This is a genomic window from Oribacterium sp. P6A1, from assembly GCF_000702885.1.
Classification (GTDB): Bacteria; Bacillota; Clostridia; order Lachnospirales; family Lachnospiraceae; genus Oribacterium.
Map to the genome: position 1 here is coordinate 222523 of NZ_JNKO01000003.1, position 21852 is coordinate 244374.

Annotated in this window: 21 protein-coding genes; 1 reads left to right on the top strand and 20 read right to left on the bottom strand. The window is 40.6% G+C overall.

Annotated elements, in window-relative coordinates; all coding sequences use genetic code 11:
- The first annotated feature begins 340 nt into the window (after nt 1-340).
- Nucleotides 341-649: a hypothetical protein gene (locus T515_RS03510; protein WP_036607573.1), complete on the top strand. Its 309-nt coding sequence runs from the start codon at nt 341-343 to the stop codon at nt 647-649.
- Between the two features lie 169 nt (nt 650-818).
- Here the strand turns inward: T515_RS03510 and T515_RS03515 are convergent, their stop codons facing one another.
- From T515_RS03515 to T515_RS03605, 20 genes are all read right to left on the bottom strand, one after another.
- A complete protein-coding gene (locus T515_RS03515) occupies nt 819-3086 on the bottom strand; it encodes a hypothetical protein (RefSeq protein WP_036607576.1) in 2268 nt (755 codons plus the stop codon).
- Nucleotides 3087-3499: 413 nt separating this feature from the next.
- A complete protein-coding gene (locus tag T515_RS03520; RefSeq protein WP_051671399.1) occupies nt 3500-4891 on the bottom strand; it encodes a citrate synthase in 1392 nt (463 codons plus the stop codon).
- Nucleotides 4892-5207: 316 nt separating this feature from the next.
- Complete coding sequence (locus T515_RS03525) at nt 5208-7346, bottom strand: FAD-dependent oxidoreductase (RefSeq protein WP_036607578.1); 2139 nt, start codon at nt 7344-7346, stop codon at nt 5208-5210.
- 196 nt (nt 7347-7542) lie between these two features.
- Nucleotides 7543-8700 carry a hypothetical protein gene (locus tag T515_RS03530; RefSeq protein ID WP_036607580.1) on the bottom strand — a complete coding sequence of 386 codons (1158 nt, stop codon included), beginning with the start codon at nt 8698-8700 and terminating at the stop codon, nt 7543-7545.
- 164 nt (nt 8701-8864) lie between these two features.
- Complete coding sequence (locus T515_RS03535) at nt 8865-10916, bottom strand: clostripain-related cysteine peptidase (RefSeq protein ID WP_036607581.1); 2052 nt, start codon at nt 10914-10916, stop codon at nt 8865-8867.
- 253 nt (nt 10917-11169) lie between these two features.
- On the bottom strand, nt 11170-11883 hold the full coding sequence (budA, locus tag T515_RS03540) for an acetolactate decarboxylase (protein WP_036607583.1): 714 nt from the start codon (nt 11881-11883) through the stop codon (nt 11170-11172).
- Between the two features lie 94 nt (nt 11884-11977).
- Nucleotides 11978-12151: a hypothetical protein gene (locus tag T515_RS03545; protein WP_036607585.1), complete on the bottom strand. Its 174-nt coding sequence runs from the start codon at nt 12149-12151 to the stop codon at nt 11978-11980.
- Nucleotides 12152-12244: 93 nt separating this feature from the next.
- Nucleotides 12245-12748 (bottom strand): hypothetical protein, encoded by a 504-nt coding sequence (locus T515_RS03550; RefSeq protein WP_036607586.1) that lies wholly within the window; start codon nt 12746-12748, stop codon nt 12245-12247.
- 172 nt (nt 12749-12920) lie between these two features.
- The gene (locus T515_RS03555) at nt 12921-13136 is read right to left on the bottom strand and encodes a hypothetical protein (protein WP_036607588.1); all 216 of its coding nucleotides are present in this window, start codon (nt 13134-13136) and stop codon (nt 12921-12923) included.
- Between the two features lie 21 nt (nt 13137-13157).
- On the bottom strand, nt 13158-13925 hold the full coding sequence (locus tag T515_RS03560; protein WP_036607591.1) for a ZIP family metal transporter: 768 nt from the start codon (nt 13923-13925) through the stop codon (nt 13158-13160).
- A 127-nt stretch (nt 13926-14052) separates the two neighbouring features.
- Nucleotides 14053-14811, bottom strand: coding sequence for a YdcF family protein (locus T515_RS03565; RefSeq protein ID WP_036607592.1), 759 nt, complete (start codon nt 14809-14811; stop codon nt 14053-14055).
- Nucleotides 14812-15826: 1015 nt separating this feature from the next.
- On the bottom strand, nt 15827-16639 hold the full coding sequence (locus T515_RS03570) for a PD-(D/E)XK nuclease family transposase (protein ID WP_036607594.1): 813 nt from the start codon (nt 16637-16639) through the stop codon (nt 15827-15829).
- Nucleotides 16640-16659: 20 nt separating this feature from the next.
- A complete protein-coding gene (locus tag T515_RS03575; RefSeq protein WP_036607597.1) occupies nt 16660-16860 on the bottom strand; it encodes a helix-turn-helix domain-containing protein in 201 nt (66 codons plus the stop codon).
- A gap of 72 nt (nt 16861-16932) precedes the next feature.
- Nucleotides 16933-17451, bottom strand: coding sequence for a coiled-coil domain-containing protein (locus tag T515_RS03580; RefSeq protein WP_036607599.1), 519 nt, complete (start codon nt 17449-17451; stop codon nt 16933-16935).
- A gap of 1234 nt (nt 17452-18685) precedes the next feature.
- Nucleotides 18686-19219, bottom strand: coding sequence for a cysteine hydrolase family protein (locus T515_RS03585; protein WP_036607601.1), 534 nt, complete (start codon nt 19217-19219; stop codon nt 18686-18688).
- Nucleotides 19220-19233: 14 nt separating this feature from the next.
- Nucleotides 19234-19650, bottom strand: a complete 417-nt coding sequence (locus tag T515_RS03590; protein WP_036607603.1) for a DUF523 domain-containing protein — start codon at nt 19648-19650, stop codon at nt 19234-19236.
- A gap of 291 nt (nt 19651-19941) precedes the next feature.
- On the bottom strand, nt 19942-20700 hold the full coding sequence (locus T515_RS03595; protein WP_036607605.1) for an EFR1 family ferrodoxin: 759 nt from the start codon (nt 20698-20700) through the stop codon (nt 19942-19944).
- A gap of 35 nt (nt 20701-20735) precedes the next feature.
- Entirely contained in the window at nt 20736-21227 is a 492-nt protein-coding gene (locus T515_RS03600) for a BrxA family protein (RefSeq protein ID WP_051671401.1), read from the bottom strand.
- Complete coding sequence (locus tag T515_RS17010; protein WP_081727231.1) at nt 21220-21354, bottom strand: helix-turn-helix domain-containing protein; 135 nt, start codon at nt 21352-21354, stop codon at nt 21220-21222. Before T515_RS17010 ends, T515_RS03600 begins: the two co-directional genes overlap by 8 nt.
- Before the next feature lie 134 nt (nt 21355-21488).
- The coding region (locus tag T515_RS03605) for an extracellular solute-binding protein (protein WP_036607606.1) at nt 21489-21852 on the bottom strand (364 nt) is incomplete at its 5' end.

Here is a 21852-nt window from a genome sequence, read left to right on the forward strand (position 1 = left end):
TATTTATCTCGAAAGTATACGTTTTTCTGTACCTTTATAAAGTTACAGGGGTAAATATTTCATAAAAATAGACTGAAGATTTTCACACAATCAATATTGTATTTTATAAATACAATCCATGACGTTCATATCATTATCATATGTGACAGGAAAAACATATAAGGCTCTACATAACAATTTTAGCTTTGTATATAGTCGTAAAATAGACAATATGCAAGTGGTCATATCTCTGATATCATTCTTGTAAAAAGAAACAACAGCCAATCAGATTCTTAAAAGTTCTTAAAGTTCTAAAATTTCTACAGTCTTATGAAATATTCGTAATGAAGAGTTCTGTCTGATGGCTGAGAATCCATTATTCACCAAGAGGGAATTTGTTAATCCCAAATTTCCAAAATTAAGCGCAGAAGTTAAATCTCTAAAATCAACAGAAGGGGGTCTGGGAACTATGAGCAAGGTTATGGAATATATTGAGAATATCGGTAGGCAACAAGGTAGATATGAAGGTATAACCGAGGGAAGAATTCTAACTTTTTGCGAATTGGTTCATGATGGATGTTTGAGCATCGCAGATGCAGCCAGACGGACAGGTGAATCTGAAGAGGAGTTTGCCAAAGAGCTGGAAGAATATATCAAAAATAAGAAATAAAGTAAAATCGAGTATAGTAATTCTAAATATACTGGAAAAGGTGGTGCTGTTAAATACAGTACCACCTCTTTTAGCCTAAATGTGTCGTATATCGTACGGTTAAGTACGGTGTTGCGAGAAAGACAGCGGTTAGTCACTGTCTCCTGCTATGATCTACAGATTTTGTGAATTAAGCTGTGACCATGATTCCTTCTTCATTGAAGGTGAACATCTGTCCGTTGATTTCAACAGTACCTGTATAGAAGAATCCCTGAGGATTTACCCAGTGAGCATGGAGCTGTCCATCTTCACCAAGCTGGTAGTAAACTTCTGTTTTTCCTGTTGCTACAGGTGCGCCTGTCTGAGGATCAACGAAGCATCCCATAGACTGTCCGTTTTCAGAAGTAATAACAAGTACAGGTGCGCTTGTTACTGCAAATGTTTCTCCACTTATGGTTGTTACTGTAGCACCATCAGCAGATACTGTTCCTACTCCATTGAAGGTAGCTCCTGCGATATCACCGCTTACAAAACGAAGGGTTGTATTCTGACCGTTAGCAGATGTTACAGAAGTAGCAACATTAGCAGTCTTATCACCGATAGTGATCTGTGCTGTTGATGATTTAACTCCATTTGACTCAGATATGGTTGTATTTACGGAAGCACCGCTTTCTGATGTCATGGTATTTTCGGACTGGTTTATACTTCCGGCATTTCCGGAAAGTCCGTTGGCTCCGCTTCCTGAACCACTGTCAGAGCTGTCGCTTGAAGAATCGGATGTATTTCTGATTGCAGAAAGAACAGCGCTTAACTCAACACCGCCTCCTCTTGGAACTACAAGTGTGTATGTTCCGTCAGCATTCTTTGTAAGTGTAGAGCTGCCATTCTTTACAGCATCAAGCTTGTATCCGGATGAAGTTTCAACCTTGATGATTACTTCCTGAGACTCGTGAGCGGTATTATAGCCATTCATTAAAGTTGTACCTGATAAAATGATAGTACCATTAGATACTTCATCAGTACGGATAATATAGTTTATGTTCTTGAGAATTACTTCTTCTTTGTCTTTCTGTTCCGTTCTTGAATTAGTACCGTTTCCGTCAGAGTCCCTGTACTCACGACGCTGTGCATATACTAACTGGTCTGAATCACTCTTTAACTGCCAGACGGTAATGTTTAAATTACCATTCTCGCCGGTCATAGAATAATCTCTGTGATTTGAACGTCTTTGACCATTAACAATTTCCTGAACATAAATTGCTGAGTCTGCTCCGCTTAAAGTTCCGTCAACGATTATGTTTACTTCACCGTCATTGGCAGATACACTAGCGCCTTCATTTGATCCTGACACATCACCCTTGACAGTGATGTTTACAGTGCTTTTATCATCTATATAATGAACACTTATACCGGAGGCAGAGGAGTAATCTTTATTTGATGACTCAGCCTCAGCCGTAATATCACCATTTAAGGTTACAGATGTGGTTCCGCCATTATATGCAGTCACCGATACACCAGTGGCACTAGCATCGTCAGTTTTCGATTCATTAGCTGATTTGGCAGAAGCGTTAATATCACCGTTGAGAACTACATCATAGTTTTCTTTCGATTCTGACGCTACATATAATCCTGTTGCATAAGCCCAATCTTTTCCTTCTGCTGAAACTATAACATTACCGGTGAAGCTATTCTTGGTTGAAGATTTTTCATACTGAAGGTGCTTATCTTTACGATTTACAACATCTATTCCTTCGGCATCGGCTTCTTTTGTATTGTCTGATGATACCTTGATATCACCCTTTACAGAGATTTCCGAATTGTCTGCAATCACACTATCGGCATTTATTCCACAACTATAGGCATGTTCCGGATTGCTGTTATGAACAGTGAGATCATTATCTATAGCTGTTGAAGCATCTGTTGAAATAACACCTACTATTCCATCGGCATTAGTTCCTTCAACGTTTACTGAACCGTGAACTGTGACAGATGAACCTTCATTATGAATTCCATTTCCTTCAGAATTCACATTTCCGTTTACAGTAACGGAACTTCCTTCACTTGCTTCAATAGCTGTTGAATTTAAGTCAGATGATCTTTTTTCAACATTGATATTTCCTGTTACATTAACAGTTGAATTCTCATTAGCACGTACGCCCTCGTCTTTTGCCTTGACATCGCCTGTCTGATTTACAGTAGAGTTATGAGTAGCATATATTCCGCCTTCTTCTGTTTCTATGGCAGAATTATTCTCTTTAACAGTACCTTCCTTATGATTTGAAACTGCATAATCTAAATCATCACTATCTGTTACAGAATCATTAGAAGTGTTGCTTACTCCATTAACGTATCCTTCGTTCTCTGAAGTTACTTCTTTAGCTAAAGAGCTGACAGGTGCAGTCATAGATAAACATACTGCTGTGGCCACACTAAGTCCTTTGATAAATCTTTTTTTCATACTAATCCTATTCTCTTTTTTCTATTAAAACTACTACCCTCTGCGCAAAAGCGCCTGTGCATTTTATTATGCCTTCTTATACATTTCAACAATTAATTTAAGAACTTTTTTAAGGATGGCGTATAACACGTTATGTCATTCACACTGAATTTTAATTTTGTAAACCTACGTATTTTCATTCTTTTAAAATTTAATGGGGTCAAAAAATGTATCATATATGAAGGGATGATCACCTAAGGTATAGGAATGTGCTTTTTTGGATACAATCTTCAGCCTTGTAAGAAGCTGAATCTCTTATAATAAAAAAGTGGCGCTTTGTGTTGAGCGTCACTTTTTTTGGTAGAAATCTTTAATTGTGTTGGCACATTTTTTACCGGAAGGCATATTTTTCATCGGTAACTGGTAGGGCTTTTTCAGCTTCTGCTGTCCATATCCACGAAATCATGCATCTCTCCCACATATTTTGTGGCCGGGCGCATGATACGTCCGTCATACATCTTGTTCTCCATGTTGTGGGAAACCCATCCCGAAACTCTTGCTATGGCAAAAAGAGGTGTGTAAAGCTCGTCCGGGATTCCCAGCATGCTGTAGGCAAGTCCCGAATAAAAGTCAACATTGGTGGGTAGGGGCTTTTTCTTTTTCTCCATAAGCACTTCATGGGCGGTATCCTCAAACATCTTATAGAAATTGAAGGTACTGAGCATGCCCTTTTCCTGAGCGAGATTTCTGCAGAGCTCTCTCAGGATTTCGGCACGGGGATCTGACAATGTATATACCGCATGTCCGAAACCATACAGAAGACCTGAATGATCGTATAGCTTTCCGTCAAGAATATCCATTATAACTTTTCTAATCTTGCCCTTATCGCAATTCATGCCTGTGATAGTCTTCACTTCCTCCATCATCTTATGAACAGAGATATTGGCACCGCCATGTCTCGGACCTTTCAGGGCTCCGAGGCTTGCACAGATGGCCGAATAGAGATCGGTTCCTGTTGAACCTACCACAACATCTGTGAAGGTGGAGTTATTTCCTCCGCCGTGATCTGCATGGATCACAAGGAGGGCATCCAGAAGGTTTGCTTCCTTTTTGGTGAACTGTCCGTCAGGTCTCAGCATGAGAAGGATGTTCTCTGCGATGGAATAGTCCTGTTTCGGATAGTGCATGATCAGTGAATCATGATATACCTTATGAAGCTTTGACTGGTATGCGTAGCAGGCAAGTACAGGAAGCTTTGCAATGAGATTGAGCCCTTTTCTCAGGGTCTCGTAAACGTCGGTGTTGTCCGGGTCGTCATCATAGTTGTAAAGCTGAAGTGTCAGTGCCTGTAAACGGTTCATGAGATTAAGAGAAGGTGATCCCAGAATCTCATTTATCAGGAAGTTGTCAGGAAGGGAGTATCTGTCAGCAAGACAGCCCTTGAAGTTTGCCAGCTGATTCTTGTTGGGGAGGAATCCGAAAAGAAGGAGAAAGCAGGTTTCCTCGAAGCCGTAATTATCTCTTCTGTGACTGATGAGGTCATGTATGCTGTAGCCTCTGTAAAGAAGATCACCATCGCATGGAGTTACTTTTCCATCCTTATCCTTTACATATCCAACAACGTCGGAAACTTTTGTGAGACCAACGAGTACGCCGGTGCCGTCTTCATTACGAAGGCCCTTTTTTACGTTGAACTTTGAATAAAGCTCTCCGGGTATATCGTTGTGTGTGGATGACTGACCGAAGAAACGCGCCAGGATGCTGTCGTCAAAATATAAGGTTCTGATGGTGTCCTTGTGCTTTTCCGTTAATGACTGTAAATACATGTATACTCCCCTTTCCTGCCCGTTATTACTGTGAAACTGAATTGAATTCAAGTATGTGACACAGATGATGTTTATATGTTTTTTCCTCTGACAAGAACAAAGGCGGTGGAGAATGCCCTGAAGCAGTTCTGTATCACAGAGTTAAAGACATTGATAAAAGACACATTGAACACGTCTTTATATAAGAGATTATAGACTTGTATAAAGGACATGTCAACCACGTCCTTTATTCGTTATTGGAATAGGAGTTATGCAAAAAAGTGGACGGTACCTATAAGTACCATCCACTTCGGGTATTACGTTATTTAATGTTTGATTATTTGCTGAGCTTTACAACATTAGCACCGGCTGTACGTCCGTATGTGAAGATGTCTGCAATAGCGTTTCCGCCGAGACGGTTTCCGCCGTGAACACCTCCGGTAACCTCACCTGCTGCGAAGAGACCGTCGATTGTCTTTCCGTCAGCATCAGTAACCTGTCCGTCTGTGTTGATGGTGATACCACCCATTGTGTGATGGAGAGATGCTTTTCTTGGAGAGATAACGATACCTACATTAGGATCCTTCTCGATGGCCTCAAGATCGATCTCACCTGCCAGAACGCCCTTTCCGAAATCAGGATCCTTCTGGTTCTCAACATAAGAGTTGTACTTTTCGATAGTCTCACGAAGAGCTTCCTCTGTAAAGGCAGGAGCAACACCGGCAGCTTCTGTCTTTGTGGCTTCAGCAAGCTCGGCAAGAGTTGAGCCGTACCATACATTGTTTGTCTCAACCATATGTTCGATAGTTGTTCCGAACATATTTCCCTTTATATCAGCACCTTCGCACTTTCCTGTGTCCTTTGAAGAACCTGCATAGATGATGTAGAAGATACCGTTGTCAAGACCGAGAGAAGCCTTTGCAAGAACGTCACGCTCTGCATACTCGTTTACGAAACGGTTGCCGTCTCCATCGATCCAGATCTGCTCTGAAGCATCTGCCCATACACCGTCAGTCATGGTACCCTTAACAGGTGAAGATGAAGGCATGAGCTGGGCAACTCCGAGATCAACTGTACCTGCTCCGACCTCCTGGGCCATAACGATACCGTCACCGGTATTGGTTCCTACGTTTGTTGTAAGTGTGTGGTCTGTGAGATCATCGCCCCAGTACTCATCGTACTTCTTAACCATGGCAGGGTTAGCACAGTATCCGCCGCAGGCAAGAACTACACCCTTGGAAGCATTGAGAGTAACCTTTGTGCCGTCAGCCTTTTCAGCTTCTACACCTACGATCTTTCCGTCTGCATCTGTGATAAGTGACTTACCGGCTGTCTCTGTATAGATAGTAACGCCTTCCTTATCGGCAGCCTTCTTGAGGGCTTCGATAAGAGGAGCACCGTTCTGATATTTATGAGTTCTTGGCCACATAGCTCCGAGAACTGTTCCGAGAGTTTCTCCGGCACCTTTGTGGCTTGCTGTATCTATTCCGAGAGAACCTGCCCAGTCATAGGAATCAAGAGCATTCTCTGCAAGGTTTCTTGCAAGGTCGATGTTTGATGCAACCCATGTTCCATCATTCATCTCTCTTAAACCACCTGTATAGATGTGCCACATATGGAGAGCAACAGAGTCATATCCCGGCATATCCTTACCGGCTTCCTTACCTTCATTGTCCTTAAAGAACTTTGTAAGGTCTGCCTGAAGCTCTGTAAGAACTTCCTTCCACTCAGGGAACTGATCGAAATGAAGATCCTTGTCATCTGTCTTAAGTGCGAGATACTCATCAAGAGTATTCTTCTCTGCTGCGCTCATTATACGCTCTGACTGTGCTTCCGGGTCTACACAGTTAAATGCACCACCGGCCATCATTGTGTTACCACCGAGAACAGAACCTTTCTCGATAAGAGTAACCTTGGCACCCTGCTGTGCTGCTGAAATAGCTGCAGAAAGACCTGCTCCGCCGCCGCCCACTACGACTACATCCTGATCGTAAGTCTCATCCTGACCTGCTGTTGCATGCCACTCATTGGCATCAAGTACAGAGAGGTCAAGACCTGCTGCCTCAGCTGCCTTTCTTGCTGCGCTCATGATAGCGTTTGAACAAAGTGTAGCACCTGTTACGGCGTCAACCTTTGTTGTCTGATGCTCAACAATCTGAGCAGGAATTCTTTCCTTGGCAACTGTTGTAAGAGACTCTGTCTCACTGATTTCCTTGAGATCGACCTTTGTGATCTTTCCGTCTTCTACTGTAAGCTTAACAGTAACAGGACCCTGCATTCCGGGAGCGGTTCCTTCAAATTCTCCGCTTACGCCGGCTTCCGGTGCCGCCTCGGTTGTTGCAGCTTCGGTAGCTGCCTCAGTAGCTGCTTCTGTCTCCTTTGCTGCAGCTGTTGTTGCGGTAGGTGTGCTGGTGCTTCCGCAAGCTGTTAATGCCATGGAAGCAGCAAGTCCTACAACTAATGCTCTTCTTTTCATTGTTCCCCTCCTGATTTCATAATTATTTCCTTGGAAATAAAAGGTAGATTTCGCGAATACCGTAATATTTTTCATTTTTAGATATTTCGCCAAAAATTTCTTTTATTATAGCATGTTATATTATTAGAAAATAGTAAAACATGAAGAAATTGTTAAATTATTAATTATCAATTATTAATTAATCAGGTAAAGAGCATCAGTTCTTTCTGTAACCTCCGGCAGTTACAGGCTTAACATTTTCCTTTGATTCATTATCACCGAATCTGTAGAACTTATTTATCATAATAAGACAATCTGTTCCGTCTTTAAATTCAGAATGGAATATGGTGGAGGCACACTGAATATCGTGGTCATAATTCATAAGATTTACATAAGTTTCGGAAAAATGTTTATCTGTGGGGTATAACTTTAAGGTCATATTATCCACATCATCAGCATCGCCGTAGAAGTACTCGAAATCATCCAGAAGACTTGCGTAGGAATATTCATAAACGAAATCCTCGTCACTTCCGGCATAATCATAATATACATCTGTTACGTTTCTTGCTGTGACATAGCCTTCATCTCCATCATATACGTATAAGAAATCACCGCCGTAATCTGCGTAGAACTCCGGAGTGTATTTCAAATAGCAGCCTCTAGAAGCAGATTTCATCTGCCATTTTCCGTCTTTATCGTGATAGGTGTAAGTAAGATCGTCACCACTATTCTTTCCGTAGGATCTGGTTGTCTTATCCCCTGATGTGTCATTCTGGAGCTCGCTTTCAGGAATATATGGAGTAAGAAGATCTCCTTCATCATCTACAAGACGAACATTGCTGGATATAGTTATCTTTTGAGGATCTTTACCGGTTTCAGACAACTCCAGGGTATTTCCCTCAAGCTTGAAGGAGCCGTCAGAAGTCACGTCACCGCTCTCTATATCATGTATTTCGTATTTTCCGTTATCATATAATGAAAGATACATATTGTCGTACTTGTCGTACTTCCAGTTACCCACAACATCATCCATGGTGTAACTCTTCTTTTCACCTTCCGCTATGGCTCTTACTATAGGGTTGTCAGAGTCTTTATCAGTTTTTTCGCCGGTTTTACTTTCTTTTATTGAGTCCAGATCGTTCTTACTGTCTTCGGCGTCCTCTTCGCCCTGTGTCTTTGAACCCTCATTTGTATCTTTTTCTGTTTCTTCGGTTTTTGACTCTTCCGGTTCCTTTTCGGTTTCAGCTTCTGTCTCTGTGACAGCCGCTTCAGTTAATCCTGCTACAGGCACATCAGTAACACCGCAGGCAGCGATGCTCAAAGCGGTGATCACACCGAGTGTACCCAATAAACCTGTTTTAAAACATTTCTTCATTACTTCCTCCTTTTCATATATTAAGTTGTTTTATACTTGCAGGCGGCATCTATGGAACGATTTAACTTGTTTCTTTTGCGGGTGATTTTTTAGATTGTCCTACAAAAGAATATCAGTCTCCCGTTTAACTATACATGTCACCTGAATAAGGTTCGAAAAATATCTCAGGGAGTTATATGCACCCAGTCCGTATAGTAGGTGTTTTTGTAAACATCTTCCAGAATGAAACGAATAATGGTTTCGGCTCCATCCATAATAAGATATCCGACTTTTAATCCTTCCTCAGGAACGGTGACTCTGTCTCCCATCTGACATGGGCCCAGTTCCTCACCTTCATAGCTGTAGGTGAATGATACGTAGTCCAGAGTATCCCCTGGCTTTAGCTGTTTCAGATTTCGTATTCCGTCGCCTCCTTCCGAGTCCATCTCCTCCACTATCCAGTATCCCTGAACCGTAGCCCAGCCTTCTCCATGTTCCGGCTGAATAAATTCCACTCTGATATAAATATAGTCTTTATCGTTAAGAATGGCGGGAACATAGCCGTATTCATAGGCGCTTCCGTCCGTTCTCATTCCGAGATCCTGCATATAGAACGGTACGAAGACATCATCCAATGTTACCCAGGCATTATCAAAGCCGGCAACGATGTTGTCTTCATCTTTGTCGTCGCCCCATATATTCATACCCATTTCCATGTAACCTTCACCTGTGTCCAGCCAGACCTCAAGAGCACCGTATGTCATGATATCCAGCTGCTCAGGGGTGATATCTATAACATAGTCTCCGTCCATTTCCCTGTATGGAATCAGTTTGGGAATCTTGGTATCTGTCTCCTCTTTATATTGGTTTGCGATGTCATTGCGGTACCACTCTTTTTTTGTATAACCGTTTCCTTCTCTTGTTTCTATGTCCGCCTGGGCCATGATGGTACATAAGCCGGAAAGACTTTCCTTGTATGCCGGATCAAATTGTAATGCGTCGAAGAGCCCGATCATCTGATCGAATTTTTCAATGCTTCGGTTTGGATAGTACATGGCCATTCCGTTTGCGCCCTTCATATTGGACTTCTGGTAGATGACAGCCTCAGAAATGGCTTTCTTTAATTCATCATTGCCTTCAACGGAAGTCTTTTCGATGAAATCTATGATGTCCATCTGTTCATAATTTCTGTCACCGAAACTTCTGGCATCGCTCCTTGCCTTTGCGATACTGCTGTATTCCTGATCTTTCACAACAGATATCTCCGAATTACGCGCGAAGTCTATAAGTGCTTCATATACCTTGCCTGTTTTTTTCAGATCCATCAGGGACAGAGTATAGTTGTCCCCTGATTTTTCGTTTGAAGAGGCAAAATCGTCTATAATCTGTTTTCCGAGCTTTTCCGGTGAAGATTTAGGATCTTCCAGGAGCATTTTGATCCAGTTCGTGTAATACCATCCGTTTCCGGGCTCCATTTCCTCTGAAGCTATGAGGTAATCCGCAAAAGGCGACAGCATGTATGCTGTTTCCACGGTTCCCATGAGACAGGCATCAAATCCGACAAAGTCAAAATGACAGTCAACCGCTTCAAAAGCTTTCTTGAGATTCTGTAGACGCATCATGTATCCTGAAAACTGTTCATCGGCGCCGAAGCCCAGAATAGAACCGCCGCCATGGTTCCAAAGGATAAGGTCATACCGGTCCGCGGGGTAGGCATTGACACCCCAGTTCAGAAAGTCTGCCAATGTCTCCGGCTTTGACATATTGGCGAGTTCCAGCTCTTCCTTCAGGCTGAGCTCATCAGCCAAAATTTCGAAACGCTGGAGCTTTTCAGGATCTATATCAAAGTCGTCTGCCCATTTTTTGCTGCCTCCGGTTTCCACCAGAATCTTTACTCCGGTGTCCTTCGCTCCGGCGGCTTTAATAGCCTCTCCTATCTCATGAAGGTCAGTGGTTCCGAGGTTGTTTTCGGATTCAAGATTGGAACCCACCATGTAGATGAGGACAACAGTGTCAAGATGTCCGTCGTATACCTGAAATTCACGATCCGAAAGTTTCAGCTTCTTGTCATCCGTGCTTCCATCGGAACCTTTCTTTCCGGCTAAACCTCTTGAAACAGATTCCTGAGTCTCTTCTGATGAATGGGGTGTGATTTCATCGGACCTGGTACAGCCTGAAAAGAGAAGTGCTGATGCGGTAAACATTATCAATCCGGCTTCTCGAAGTTTTTTCATCATGACGCTGGCTCCTACTCTGTAAACACTATTGGATGGTACGATTCAAAAATATAAAATTCACCTGTTGTCTTTTGTCTGTTGTCGGCGTTATTTCAGACTGAGTGTATGTAATCAAACTCAGGTCTAAGTTGCTGTTTATATAAACTCACTTTATACTAAAATGAAATAATTTTCACTATTATAATTAGAGCGGTAATTTGTTTCATTACCGCTCTGCTTATGATTTTCTATATAAATTGGTTTTGGGATTTTTTTACTCTACAGATTTTATTTCTTTCTGTAAATCCTGTTTGAGAGAATAGGTGTCGAAGGCCGCTTCCTTGGGAAGGTTGATATAAATATTGGTGATCTTGTCCACTTTTGCAATGGCTTCTTTTATACATGCATCAAATACATGTCCGCCTTTTGATCTGTCTTCGGAAAGAAAATGGAGGTGCCATCCGGGCATATTGATTCCATCCATATAATCAGGAAAATATACACCCACAAGGGTTCCCCGGATATTCTCAAAAATAAAGGCCTTTTGGGTTTTGCCGAGAACTTCCTTTAATGTGACATGATGTGATCTGTAGGGAGCCTCGGATCTTGCATCAATTTTTTCAAATAACCCGTCGATTCTGACAACATGCATGCTGTTAAGACCAAACCTCTCTTCGATCTTCCTTGTCAGCTCTGTTCGGATAGATGTGATATCAGTCATATTACTGAGGGTGAACTGCTGCTCCCCGCGATGTCTGGCCACAGCTGCAAAAGGGACACCTGTATCAGAAGAAACCACTGTTACATTTCCGTTCTGATCTGCCCTGAAGCACTGACCTTCCATTACGATCATTTCTCCGTTCACATCTTCAAAGGTTCCAAGACCTGTGTCACCTTCCTGCATAAGTTCCGCTACGGTTATTACCGCACGGCTGTATCCTAAAGCGAGTGCCTGCAGGGTTGAAACCTGATACATTTTATTCTGCATATTTTTTTCTCCCTGAAAACTATCTGATACACGTACCAGATAATTATGTGAATCTGAAAGTCTATCGCTCAATTTTCTGAAACATAACTGTACATCAGCTTAACAATGTATATTCCAGCATCTCGTATTTAAGCCTGCTGCCTTCTTTGATATCTTCAGGGAGCAATGCTCTTGCAACGAGCATAATGTCCGAAGATTCTATATCTGTCCTTTTCAGGTTTGCGTAGTCGCCGTCAATACTCACCACAATATAATATCTGGTTTCCATAGTTCTTCACTCCTTCTGATGATCTGTTCAAATATAATTATTCCAATAATTCCCCGGATGCAAAATTGATGATAATGTCTACTGATATCTTTTTCAGAGCGCCGCATTAAAAACAGGGCACGCCTCTATGACATTACCCTTTTCATCAGTGATCTCAAGACAGATATCATAATCTGTTTTAACATCATCTGATCTGAATAACCTTAACTGCCAGCCATCCTTAAGCGCCGGGATATCAGTGCTGTAATATATTTTATCATTATCTATCATCCTGAACAGGTACCTGTCATCTGCAGACTTTTGTATATCTGCCGTATATTCCCGCCCTGTTTCTTCCGGGGTTATCATGGCCTTTCCCCAGACGGACTTATGCCTGTTGTCCTCCGTATCCTGAATGATCCATACAGATCCGGACTGCACTTCATCTGTTAAAGTGATATTTATTGTTTCAACATTGACTGCATCAGTATCAGTTACATTGGCATCAGCACCAAAGCCGCATGCATTAAAACATATCGCTGCCGCAAACATAACAAGAATAATGGGGACTCCAAACCATACCGACATATGACTTCTCTTCATGCCTGTCAAATTCATTTTTCCATCCTTCTCTCGATTACTATATTCATTATCTCCGGCTTCTCATCATAACATTAGGAGAAAAAACATTCATTTAGGTTGTTTTTTGCAAGCCCACATTGGGGACTTCAATTGTGCAACGAACAATTTATGTAATGATATTACTATACATTAGGTATAACTGATTGATTTATAGCATCATATAATTAAACAGAGAAAACAGGATGGCAATTACAATTATTGTAAAAATGATGTGAATGATCTTTTTTGTGATTTTATAAATAACGAAGCAGCATAATATCATGCAGATAAGTGCAGGTGCGATACCTATACCTGTAGCAGCGGAAATGTTTGTTGCTGTATCATTAATGGTTTTGCTCATAAGAATGCTTATTTGTGTTTCCATAATTACCTCACAAATTATTATTTAACCAAGCCCTACATCCAATGCCATCATAAGTATAAAACCCAATGCAAAAGAGATAGTTCCTATGTTTGAATGCTCACCCTCGGACATTTCAGGTATAAGTTCCTCTACTACAACATATATCATAGCTCCTGCAGCAAAGCTCAGAAGATAAGGCATCAGAGGAACGAAGAATCCTGATGCAGCAATGATCAGAAGTGCACCTATCGGTTCAACTATTCCGGATAAAACACCATATAAGAAAGTCTTGCCTTTGGGAACACCCTCGCCTAAAAGAGGCATGGAAACAATTGCACCTTCGGGAAAGTTCTGTATTGCGATACCGATAGCCAGAGCCAGGGCTCCCGAAAATGATATCGTACTGTTTCCGTAAAGCCATCCTGCACATACTATTCCTACAGCCATTCCTTCAGGAAGATTATGGAGAGTAACTGCAAGGACAAGTTTTGTTGTTCGCTTAAGACCGCTCCTTGGTCCTTCCTCACATTTATCAAGATGCATATGAGGTGTTACCATATCCATGAAAAGAAGGAAAAGCATTCCTATTCCGAATCCAATGGATACAGGTAGAAAACCGAGTTTTCCCATTTCCGCAGTCTGGTCAAGAGCAGGAAGCAGGAGACTGAAAAAAGATGCAGATACCATCACTCCTGACGCAAAACCTGTCAGGGCACGCTGCATCTTCTGCCCCATCTCTTTTTTGAATAAAAACACACTGGCGGCTCCCAGTGCGGTTCCCAGAAATGGGATAATGATTATACTCCACATAGTCACAAAGCTCCTTTCCTAAATGATACTGTATTCAAGGTATTTCTGTCCACGACAATCCTGCAGCAAATCTCTTTTGCTGTTATTCGTGACTCCACCGCCCTGGAAAATCTGCAGTCTTAGTTAATTACCATATCATCTTTCTTAAATCCCTTCCAATACCAAAGCATTCCCTTACCATGTTGTTAGGAAGGTACCAGGGTACTGTATATGCTGCTATCCCACAAACTTCGTTTTCAGTATAATCTTTTGCAAGATGAATGCCCCGGAAGACATGAAAATTGTTCGTCACTATGCCTATCCTTAAGGTATCATCCTTTGTTGATTGATCCATTAGCTCTTTAGAAAACAATATGTTTTCCACTGTATCCCTGGCTTTTGTTTCTGCGATGATGCGCTCAGGTTCAATACCTCTTGAAACGAGATATTCCTTTCCCCCGTCTCCTTCACTGACAGTCTCATTCTTCCCTTTTCCGCCGGATACGATGCAGATAGTATCCTGATTCTTTATGAGATAGTCATATGCGGCATCCAGTCTGTATCTGTAGATCGGACTCGGACGTCCGCTTTTCATCTGTGCGCCAAGGACAATTATGTAATCAAGCCCCTCTTCGCCTTTATCATTAAAGTGACTGGTCATAGCAATAAAGCAGATGGAAAAAAATATTGCCGTAAACCCGATTGTAAGGTAACCTGCACATCTTATCCCAAACGGAATCTTCATCCACCTTCCATTGCCTGAAACGTAGAATATAAATCCGAAAACAATTGCGTTGAATATCCATATCAAAAATGAGAATGTACCGCTTCCTACCATGTAGATGCTGACAGAGTAGATGATACTAAGAAGCGTGAATGCCAGAAACAAATATCTTATATAGTTCATTACAAATAATCCCCTGTGCTATTCAAAAGTATTATCCTTTATTGATCCTGTTCCTCAGCAGCCATCTCTTTATTGATCGTATCTTAACTTGCGGCCATAAATCATTTGTTGAAGCTCCCTGTATAATCAGTAATCTTACACACGGCTTCCACTCCTTCCGCGGTTTCTTTGAAATATCTTGTTCTGTCTGCTGATTCTGTATTTATTATATCATGGGGAACCGGGCAAAAGAAAAAAGCCTTGCTATGCTAAATTTTCATTAGCATAACAAGACCTTTTTAAGTCTTATTGGATCAACACCTGTAAGCCACCTGCAATATTCTTTGAATAGTGCAAATTATCACAGTGTTATCATTTTGTTATCAAATCGTTAATTAAAGTCCTTAAACTCCGCATAGATACTGAGGTTTTCAAGATCCTTTATATCATCGGGCAACATACTTTATCCTCCAAAGGGCAAAGCAGCTTATCCTCTACCCATAGATAAAGAGTACCCATAATACTTCTTTATGGTTATCTGTATAAGACTCTTAATCAAGAGTCATAAATCCCATCAACGCCTTATACTACAAGGATAAATAAACAAAAGAACAGACCTTGGAAAGGGGTCTCTTTAGTCCTTTTCAAGGTCTGTTACTATTGTTTTATTCAATTCTTAGAGGATAAGACAGTTTACCTCTGGGAGGATAATCTGCTTTGCCCTTGGACACTTTAATTACTCAAGCTCCCTAGATAATCCGTAATCTTAAACAGATATGTTTAGGGAATTTGATACGATTTGACTTCTTTCAGCTTCAATTGTCCTAAAAGTATAGACTGTATCTGCTAATGTTATCAAATTGTTATCAGGGAAGTGTTATCACTCACCCATATATTTAAGCTTTTTAGCTCTAAAGAAACGGAAGCATCCGCTAAGATGCTTCCAGTGTTGTTAAAGCTTCCACTTAAACGGCAGGAACTCTCTGGTTAAAACACAGTTATAATGTGTTCAAAAGCTATAGCCACCAGGGCATAATTATTTAGCACATATCTTGTCCATGTAGATAGATCTCTCAGAAGCAGGAATGTCGAGTACATCCATAGCCTGATCCACTGTCATTTTAAGCTTTATCATCATTTTCTGTATGTCATCAATTCTTGTCTCACGAGCTTTTTCAGTTCGCATATCTTCCATTACTTTACACACGGCTTCCACTCCTTCCTCTGTTTCTTTAAAATATCTCGTTCTGTCTGCTAATTCTTTATTTATCATATCATCGGGATCTGAGCAAGAGAAATCATGCATCAGCTTACCAATCTCATCATCTCCACGATATGCGCCGTTTATGTATAGAATATGCTCTCCGTCATTAAATAGTTCTCCGGTTGCCATATTCATACGTTCAATAGCATAACAAGGTAAACCTTTGGCAAAGATATCATTTTCAGTGATAAAGATAGTATATGTATCAGGAAGTTCACTGAAATCCTGACCGGCATCCAGATTATCTATATCCATTGCACTTGAATGGTACCTTGCTCTGTGCTTTCCGGCACCTCTATCGGATCGCTGGACCTCCATATCATACTTTTTACCTTCATCATCGGTCCCGTATGCATCCAGGCAAATTGACCGTGCGCCAACAAGCCGTTTTATATCCGCCTGGGTTTCTACACTTGTGATCGTGAGATTACCTTTTCCGGTTAATATCCTGAGCACTTGCTGTGTCAGAGGGATGTTATCACGAAAAAGACACCTCATGAAATCATCATCTATAGGTCTTAATCCGCGTAATCTTTGTAAGTCTTCCTGTCTCTCGCGTTCTTTTCTTTGAAGTTCTGTTTCCAAGTATGTTCTCCTGTCATAAATCATTGGTCTGTATCAGTTGACACCAATTTCTCAACTCTGGCCTTATATTCCATAAGTCTCAGAAGATATTCCGGCATTTTTCTCTTACCATATTCCCAATCAGTCATGGTTCTATAAGGTATTGCATAATAATCACAGAATTCCCTGCGATTCATCCCCATCTCATCTCTTAGGTTTCTTACTTCGGCTGCTATATCCATACTGTATCACCTCGTACTTTTAAGAATATTTTATCATTGTTGCCGCATTGCATCAAGATGGATGGGACTTTTTTATGAATGTGTTAAAGTAGATAGCAAATTGTGGCTCTTAAGAAACTCCTGACACTTCGCATACAGATCTTTTAGCTTTTGAATCTCATTTGTGAGTTCGTCGATCTTCTTATCTTTGGATTCGAGAATCCTTACATATTGTCGGTTCAGGTTCTCAAAGGTTCCAGAAACTCGATATCGTGTTACCATCTTATCAAAAATGCTTTTTGGAACCTTAACCGTTGGTTCACCACCGAAAAGCGGAGTAGAAACGGATGTCTGATCCAGGATGTCCTTGATCTCTTTTTCAACAGGTCTTCCGGCATCCATGATCTTATCCATTACTTTGTTTCTTGCTTCGATCTTTTTCTCGGCTTCTGCAATACGATTATTGATGTCCGTCATGTTTTCCTGCTGTTCTTCTATCTTCTTCTTGCCGGATTCCAGCTCCGAATCCATGCCAGCGATAGCTTCGGCTATTTCAATCTTCTCAGATTTAAGTATCTCTATCTCTGCCTCGGCAGATTCTTTCTCTCGCATGGCCTGTTTATACTCCGGAATGGAATGGCTTCTTTCAATGGTTGCTGAATATAATATCTGTTCCACTCTAGTCGAGATTTATTGATGTTGCTTGCCACAAAATCTCTGTTATTGTGTCGGAGACTTCCTTTGCCTTTTACAAATGATAATGTCTTTGCCACTGTTCCTCACCTCGCTTTCATTGTTGTTTTCTTTCAATGTTTAGGGCCAGCGTTTCTGCCGGGTTCTGTTACTCTTTCCAAGAGTAACGCCTTATTAGTTTTGTCACTTTGTATCAAAACTCAGGCGCTCTCCGAGGGTTGCTTCAGGTCCGGTGGACCTTTACATAGCTCCTGCTAAAGCGGAGCTTAGACCTTCCGGTGGACTCCTGCGGAGGGCTTCGATTTCCTTGAGCACTCGGCATTGATCTGATGCCATGATTAGATGATTGCCTCAAGGGAATCGAGTGCATCTTCACCGAAACATTTGAATTCCTGTTTACATAGCGCGTTTACAAATATTTCCGCCTAAAGTTGGTCTATATATGCTCTTGATTCTTTCTCATCCTCAAGGATGTGCTTTTCGAGCCTTTCATGATGGACAAGTATGGGAGCGAATCTTCTGTTTCCGGTTCGATCCAGTGGCAGGAAATAGGCAAAAGAAAAAGGCCTTGCTATGCTAAATTTTCATTAGCATAACAAGACCTTTTTAAGTCTTATTGGATCAACACATGTAAACCACCTGCAATATTCAATGAATAGTGCAAAATATCACAGTGTTATCATTTTGTTATCAAATCGCTTTTTAAATCCTTTAAAACCCGCATAAATACTGAGGTTTTCAAGATCCTTTAATTATTCTAATTCGATAACTTCAAAGTGGTTTATAATGTTTCAATCGCATAAATGCGTTGATAACAGTTCATATATGTACGCTTTTTATCTATTATACTGTTTTCCTCTCTGTTTTGTTGTCATTTGGTTGTCACTGTGACAACCAGTTGACAACCTAAGAATCTTATCGAAAAGTTGCTAATAGATAAGATAGGAAACCTTCTGCGGGTATTATACCATAAGGATGCAAGTCTAAAGAAGGAAATTATTATACTTAATGATTAAGTTACTATTTACAGTAGTTTTACAGCAGCTTTCAATTAATTCCTTTGCCATTCCTATTGCATTTGTTGGATTAGATACTTGCATCTGCAACATTAAATCAATTTGTTTTGAAAGATAATCACTCGAAAAGTTATTTTTCAATGTTTCAGCTGTATTAACAATTGCTCTGCTTCCTCAATAGATACACATCTTGCAAACCTCTCCGGCCACATCATCTCGTTATAATATCTATAGGTAGTCTCCGCATTCATGTAGTTATTATCAAATGTAGAGTTGCATCCAGCTGGAACAATAACCTTATAGCCTCTATCAAAAGCAGACTTTACTGTGGCATCTATGCAGAAGTTGGTCTGGAGGCCCACTATCATAAGTTCCCTTGTGCCAGTCTGCTGTAAATAAGATACAAAGTCTGGATTACCAAAGCAGCTATTCACTGTTTTGGTAAAAATACGCTCTTTTCCTATTGGCGCAACCTGATCTGCAATTTCATAGTCCTCATCACCTGCAGAGAAACCTGAACCTGGGCCATCGTCATGCTGTACATAAATGACCTCTACATCATTCTCTCGTGCTGTCTGTATCAGCCTTGTTGTGTTATCTATAAACTCCTGATAATTGTATAATCTTTCGTCTGTTATTCCTTTTTGTACATCAATAACCAGTAAAACCATTATTGCCCCCATTTCTATAAATCAGCCACATCTACTACTTTTATTCCATTTTGCTTGAGAAGCTCAACAAACACGCCATTTCCAGGTATTAGATTTCCTGAAAAAGTCCCATCATAAATAGTATTAACACCACAGGATGGACTCCTTGATTGTAGTATCACAAGCTCTGTTTTTTTATCTATTAGGATTTGCAAAGCCTTCATTGCACCAGCTCGAAATTCTGCATCTACAGAATTGCCATCCTTGTGCGTTACAATACCATCAACTATTTCTGCAGATTCCCTTGGTGTAGGAAGGCCTCCCAAAACTTCAGGACACACAGAAATGACCTCATGTCCCTTTACATATTCAAGGGTCTTTTTACTATAATTATTGCCCCCATTGTATTTACAATTCTCGCCTAATAAACATGCACTAACGCCTATGACCATACTATTATTCCTTTACATCATCCTAAAATTCAACCAACATAAACTCTTCGCAAATCACCTTAGATACAAACCACATCATTATAGAAAATCCAATCATTTAATTCTTATCTCCCTTCTCCACTCATTACAATCATATTGTTATCAAGAATCCTGTTCTGCAGAACATGAAAAAAGATTCATCTAAATCAGATTTCTCATTTCATCCTGTTTATACCAGCCTGTCCAGCATGTAGCTAATCCCATATGCTGTGCCTGCCCTGTCAGAAGTTCATCTAGTAGTAAAATTTCTACTTAAATATACTTACTATAGCGGCATTGCTCCTTAACGGTATCGCCTAAAAGAGTAATAGCCTGTTGAGGGCATAAACTTATGCAGCGATAGCACATGGTACATTGGATACCTGCTACCGCTTTCCCATTTTTTATCTCGATATTTTGCATTGGACATTCTCTGCTGCACAGTCCACAACCAACACAATTATCACTAATTTTTAGTTTATCTGTATATCCAATAGTTTTATGGTAGAACCAAAGTCGCTGTCCAAACAATCCCTTTAAATGCGAAATAAAAGATAATCCCTCCTTAGGATATGAACCTTGAAGCATTTGCTTAGCAATTTGTTCGATACGAGCATCTGCAGTTCTGACGATTGTCTTGTTTTCTTCAATACTCTTTTTTAACAGCTTGCTATCACAAACAGAGTCAGGCATTTTTATTTGCGCTCCGCCAAGTATTATTGCCCCATATTTCTTTAATAATCTAGCTGCGCATCCAGTTCCATCGCCACTAAACAGTCCCATTGTATTAAGACAAAATACTTTTTTATCTCGCCAAATATTACTGTTCTTTTTTATAAAATCCCTAACCATAATCGGTGCATTAGAAAACTGTGTTGGATAACCTAAAATAATTGTATCCTCATTCTCCAATAAACCTATTATTTGTGGATGCTCTAATGGAATACACTGTGCCTCATAGTCTAGCAAATTCACCAGCATCTCCACACAGTGCTTCGTATTTCCAGTTCCACTGAGATATACTCCAAGCATTTATCCTTACTCCTTTATTTCATTGATCATACAATTCATATTTCTATAAACCTAGGTTGTCTTCGTTGTCTGGCATCTGGATTTTCATCTGCATAGCCCACTGTTATGATTCCAGTTACATAATCTTTATCCGTTAATCCTAGTAAATTTCTCATTTCATCCTGCTCATACCAACCTGTCCAGCATGTAGCTAATCCCATATGTTGTGCCTGTAATCTCATAAAGAAAACATTTAAATCCATCCTTCCGTAAGACAAATCTTGTTCTCTATACTTTGCACCAATTACTGTAATCATGAAATCCCAGACTAAGCGATATTCCTTCATCATGGCATTGAGACAAACCTGTTTGCCAACTTCCATAGAACTGTGTGTTACTGTTTTTATAAGTTCATCATCACCCAGACATCTCAACCTTCTTAGACATCCTGTTACAGTTCTTTTCAAACTCTTTTCTGTTGGAAACTGAAAAAGGTTATCTTCGATGATTCTCGAAATAATCTCTTCATCACTGAGATTATCATCCACAAGCAGCCTCGCCCTTACTCATTTTGGCAATTGTACCGCTACTGAGCTTTACCTCATTCATCAAATCTGTTTTGTTCATGTTGTTGTCAATTAGTAATTTCCATAATCCGTTATATGAAATACTCATACTTTAATAATGCATAATATGATGATGACCTATAATGGTGATCAAGAGAGATATGCAAAAATAGCAGGTCATGGTTCTTGGGCTTTTCTAATGTTTATTCGGCAAAAATTTTTATGTTTTTTTATGAACCAGATTTATGACAGCTCTCTCATTGCTTCTTCCGCCTTCTTCTCTGCTTCTGACAATGCTTCTTCCGCCGGTATATTCTCCAGCTCCACCTGATCAGCTGCGATCTTTAGTGCATCGTAAATCTTTCCTCCTGTTGGGTCTATAGGAAGCACTGAAGCGTGCTGTGATTGTTGGAGTGGAACTGTTATCTCAGGATGCTCTTTCACATAATTATGATAGCTCTCAACACTATCCATATTCTTGCATACGGGTACATATCCAGTTCCCATTGACCATACTGCCTGCTGTTCAGGGCTCGTAAAGTACCGTATAAATGCTGCAGCTCCGGTCTTCTCCTTCTCACTTGAGGATTTGACGATAACAAAATCT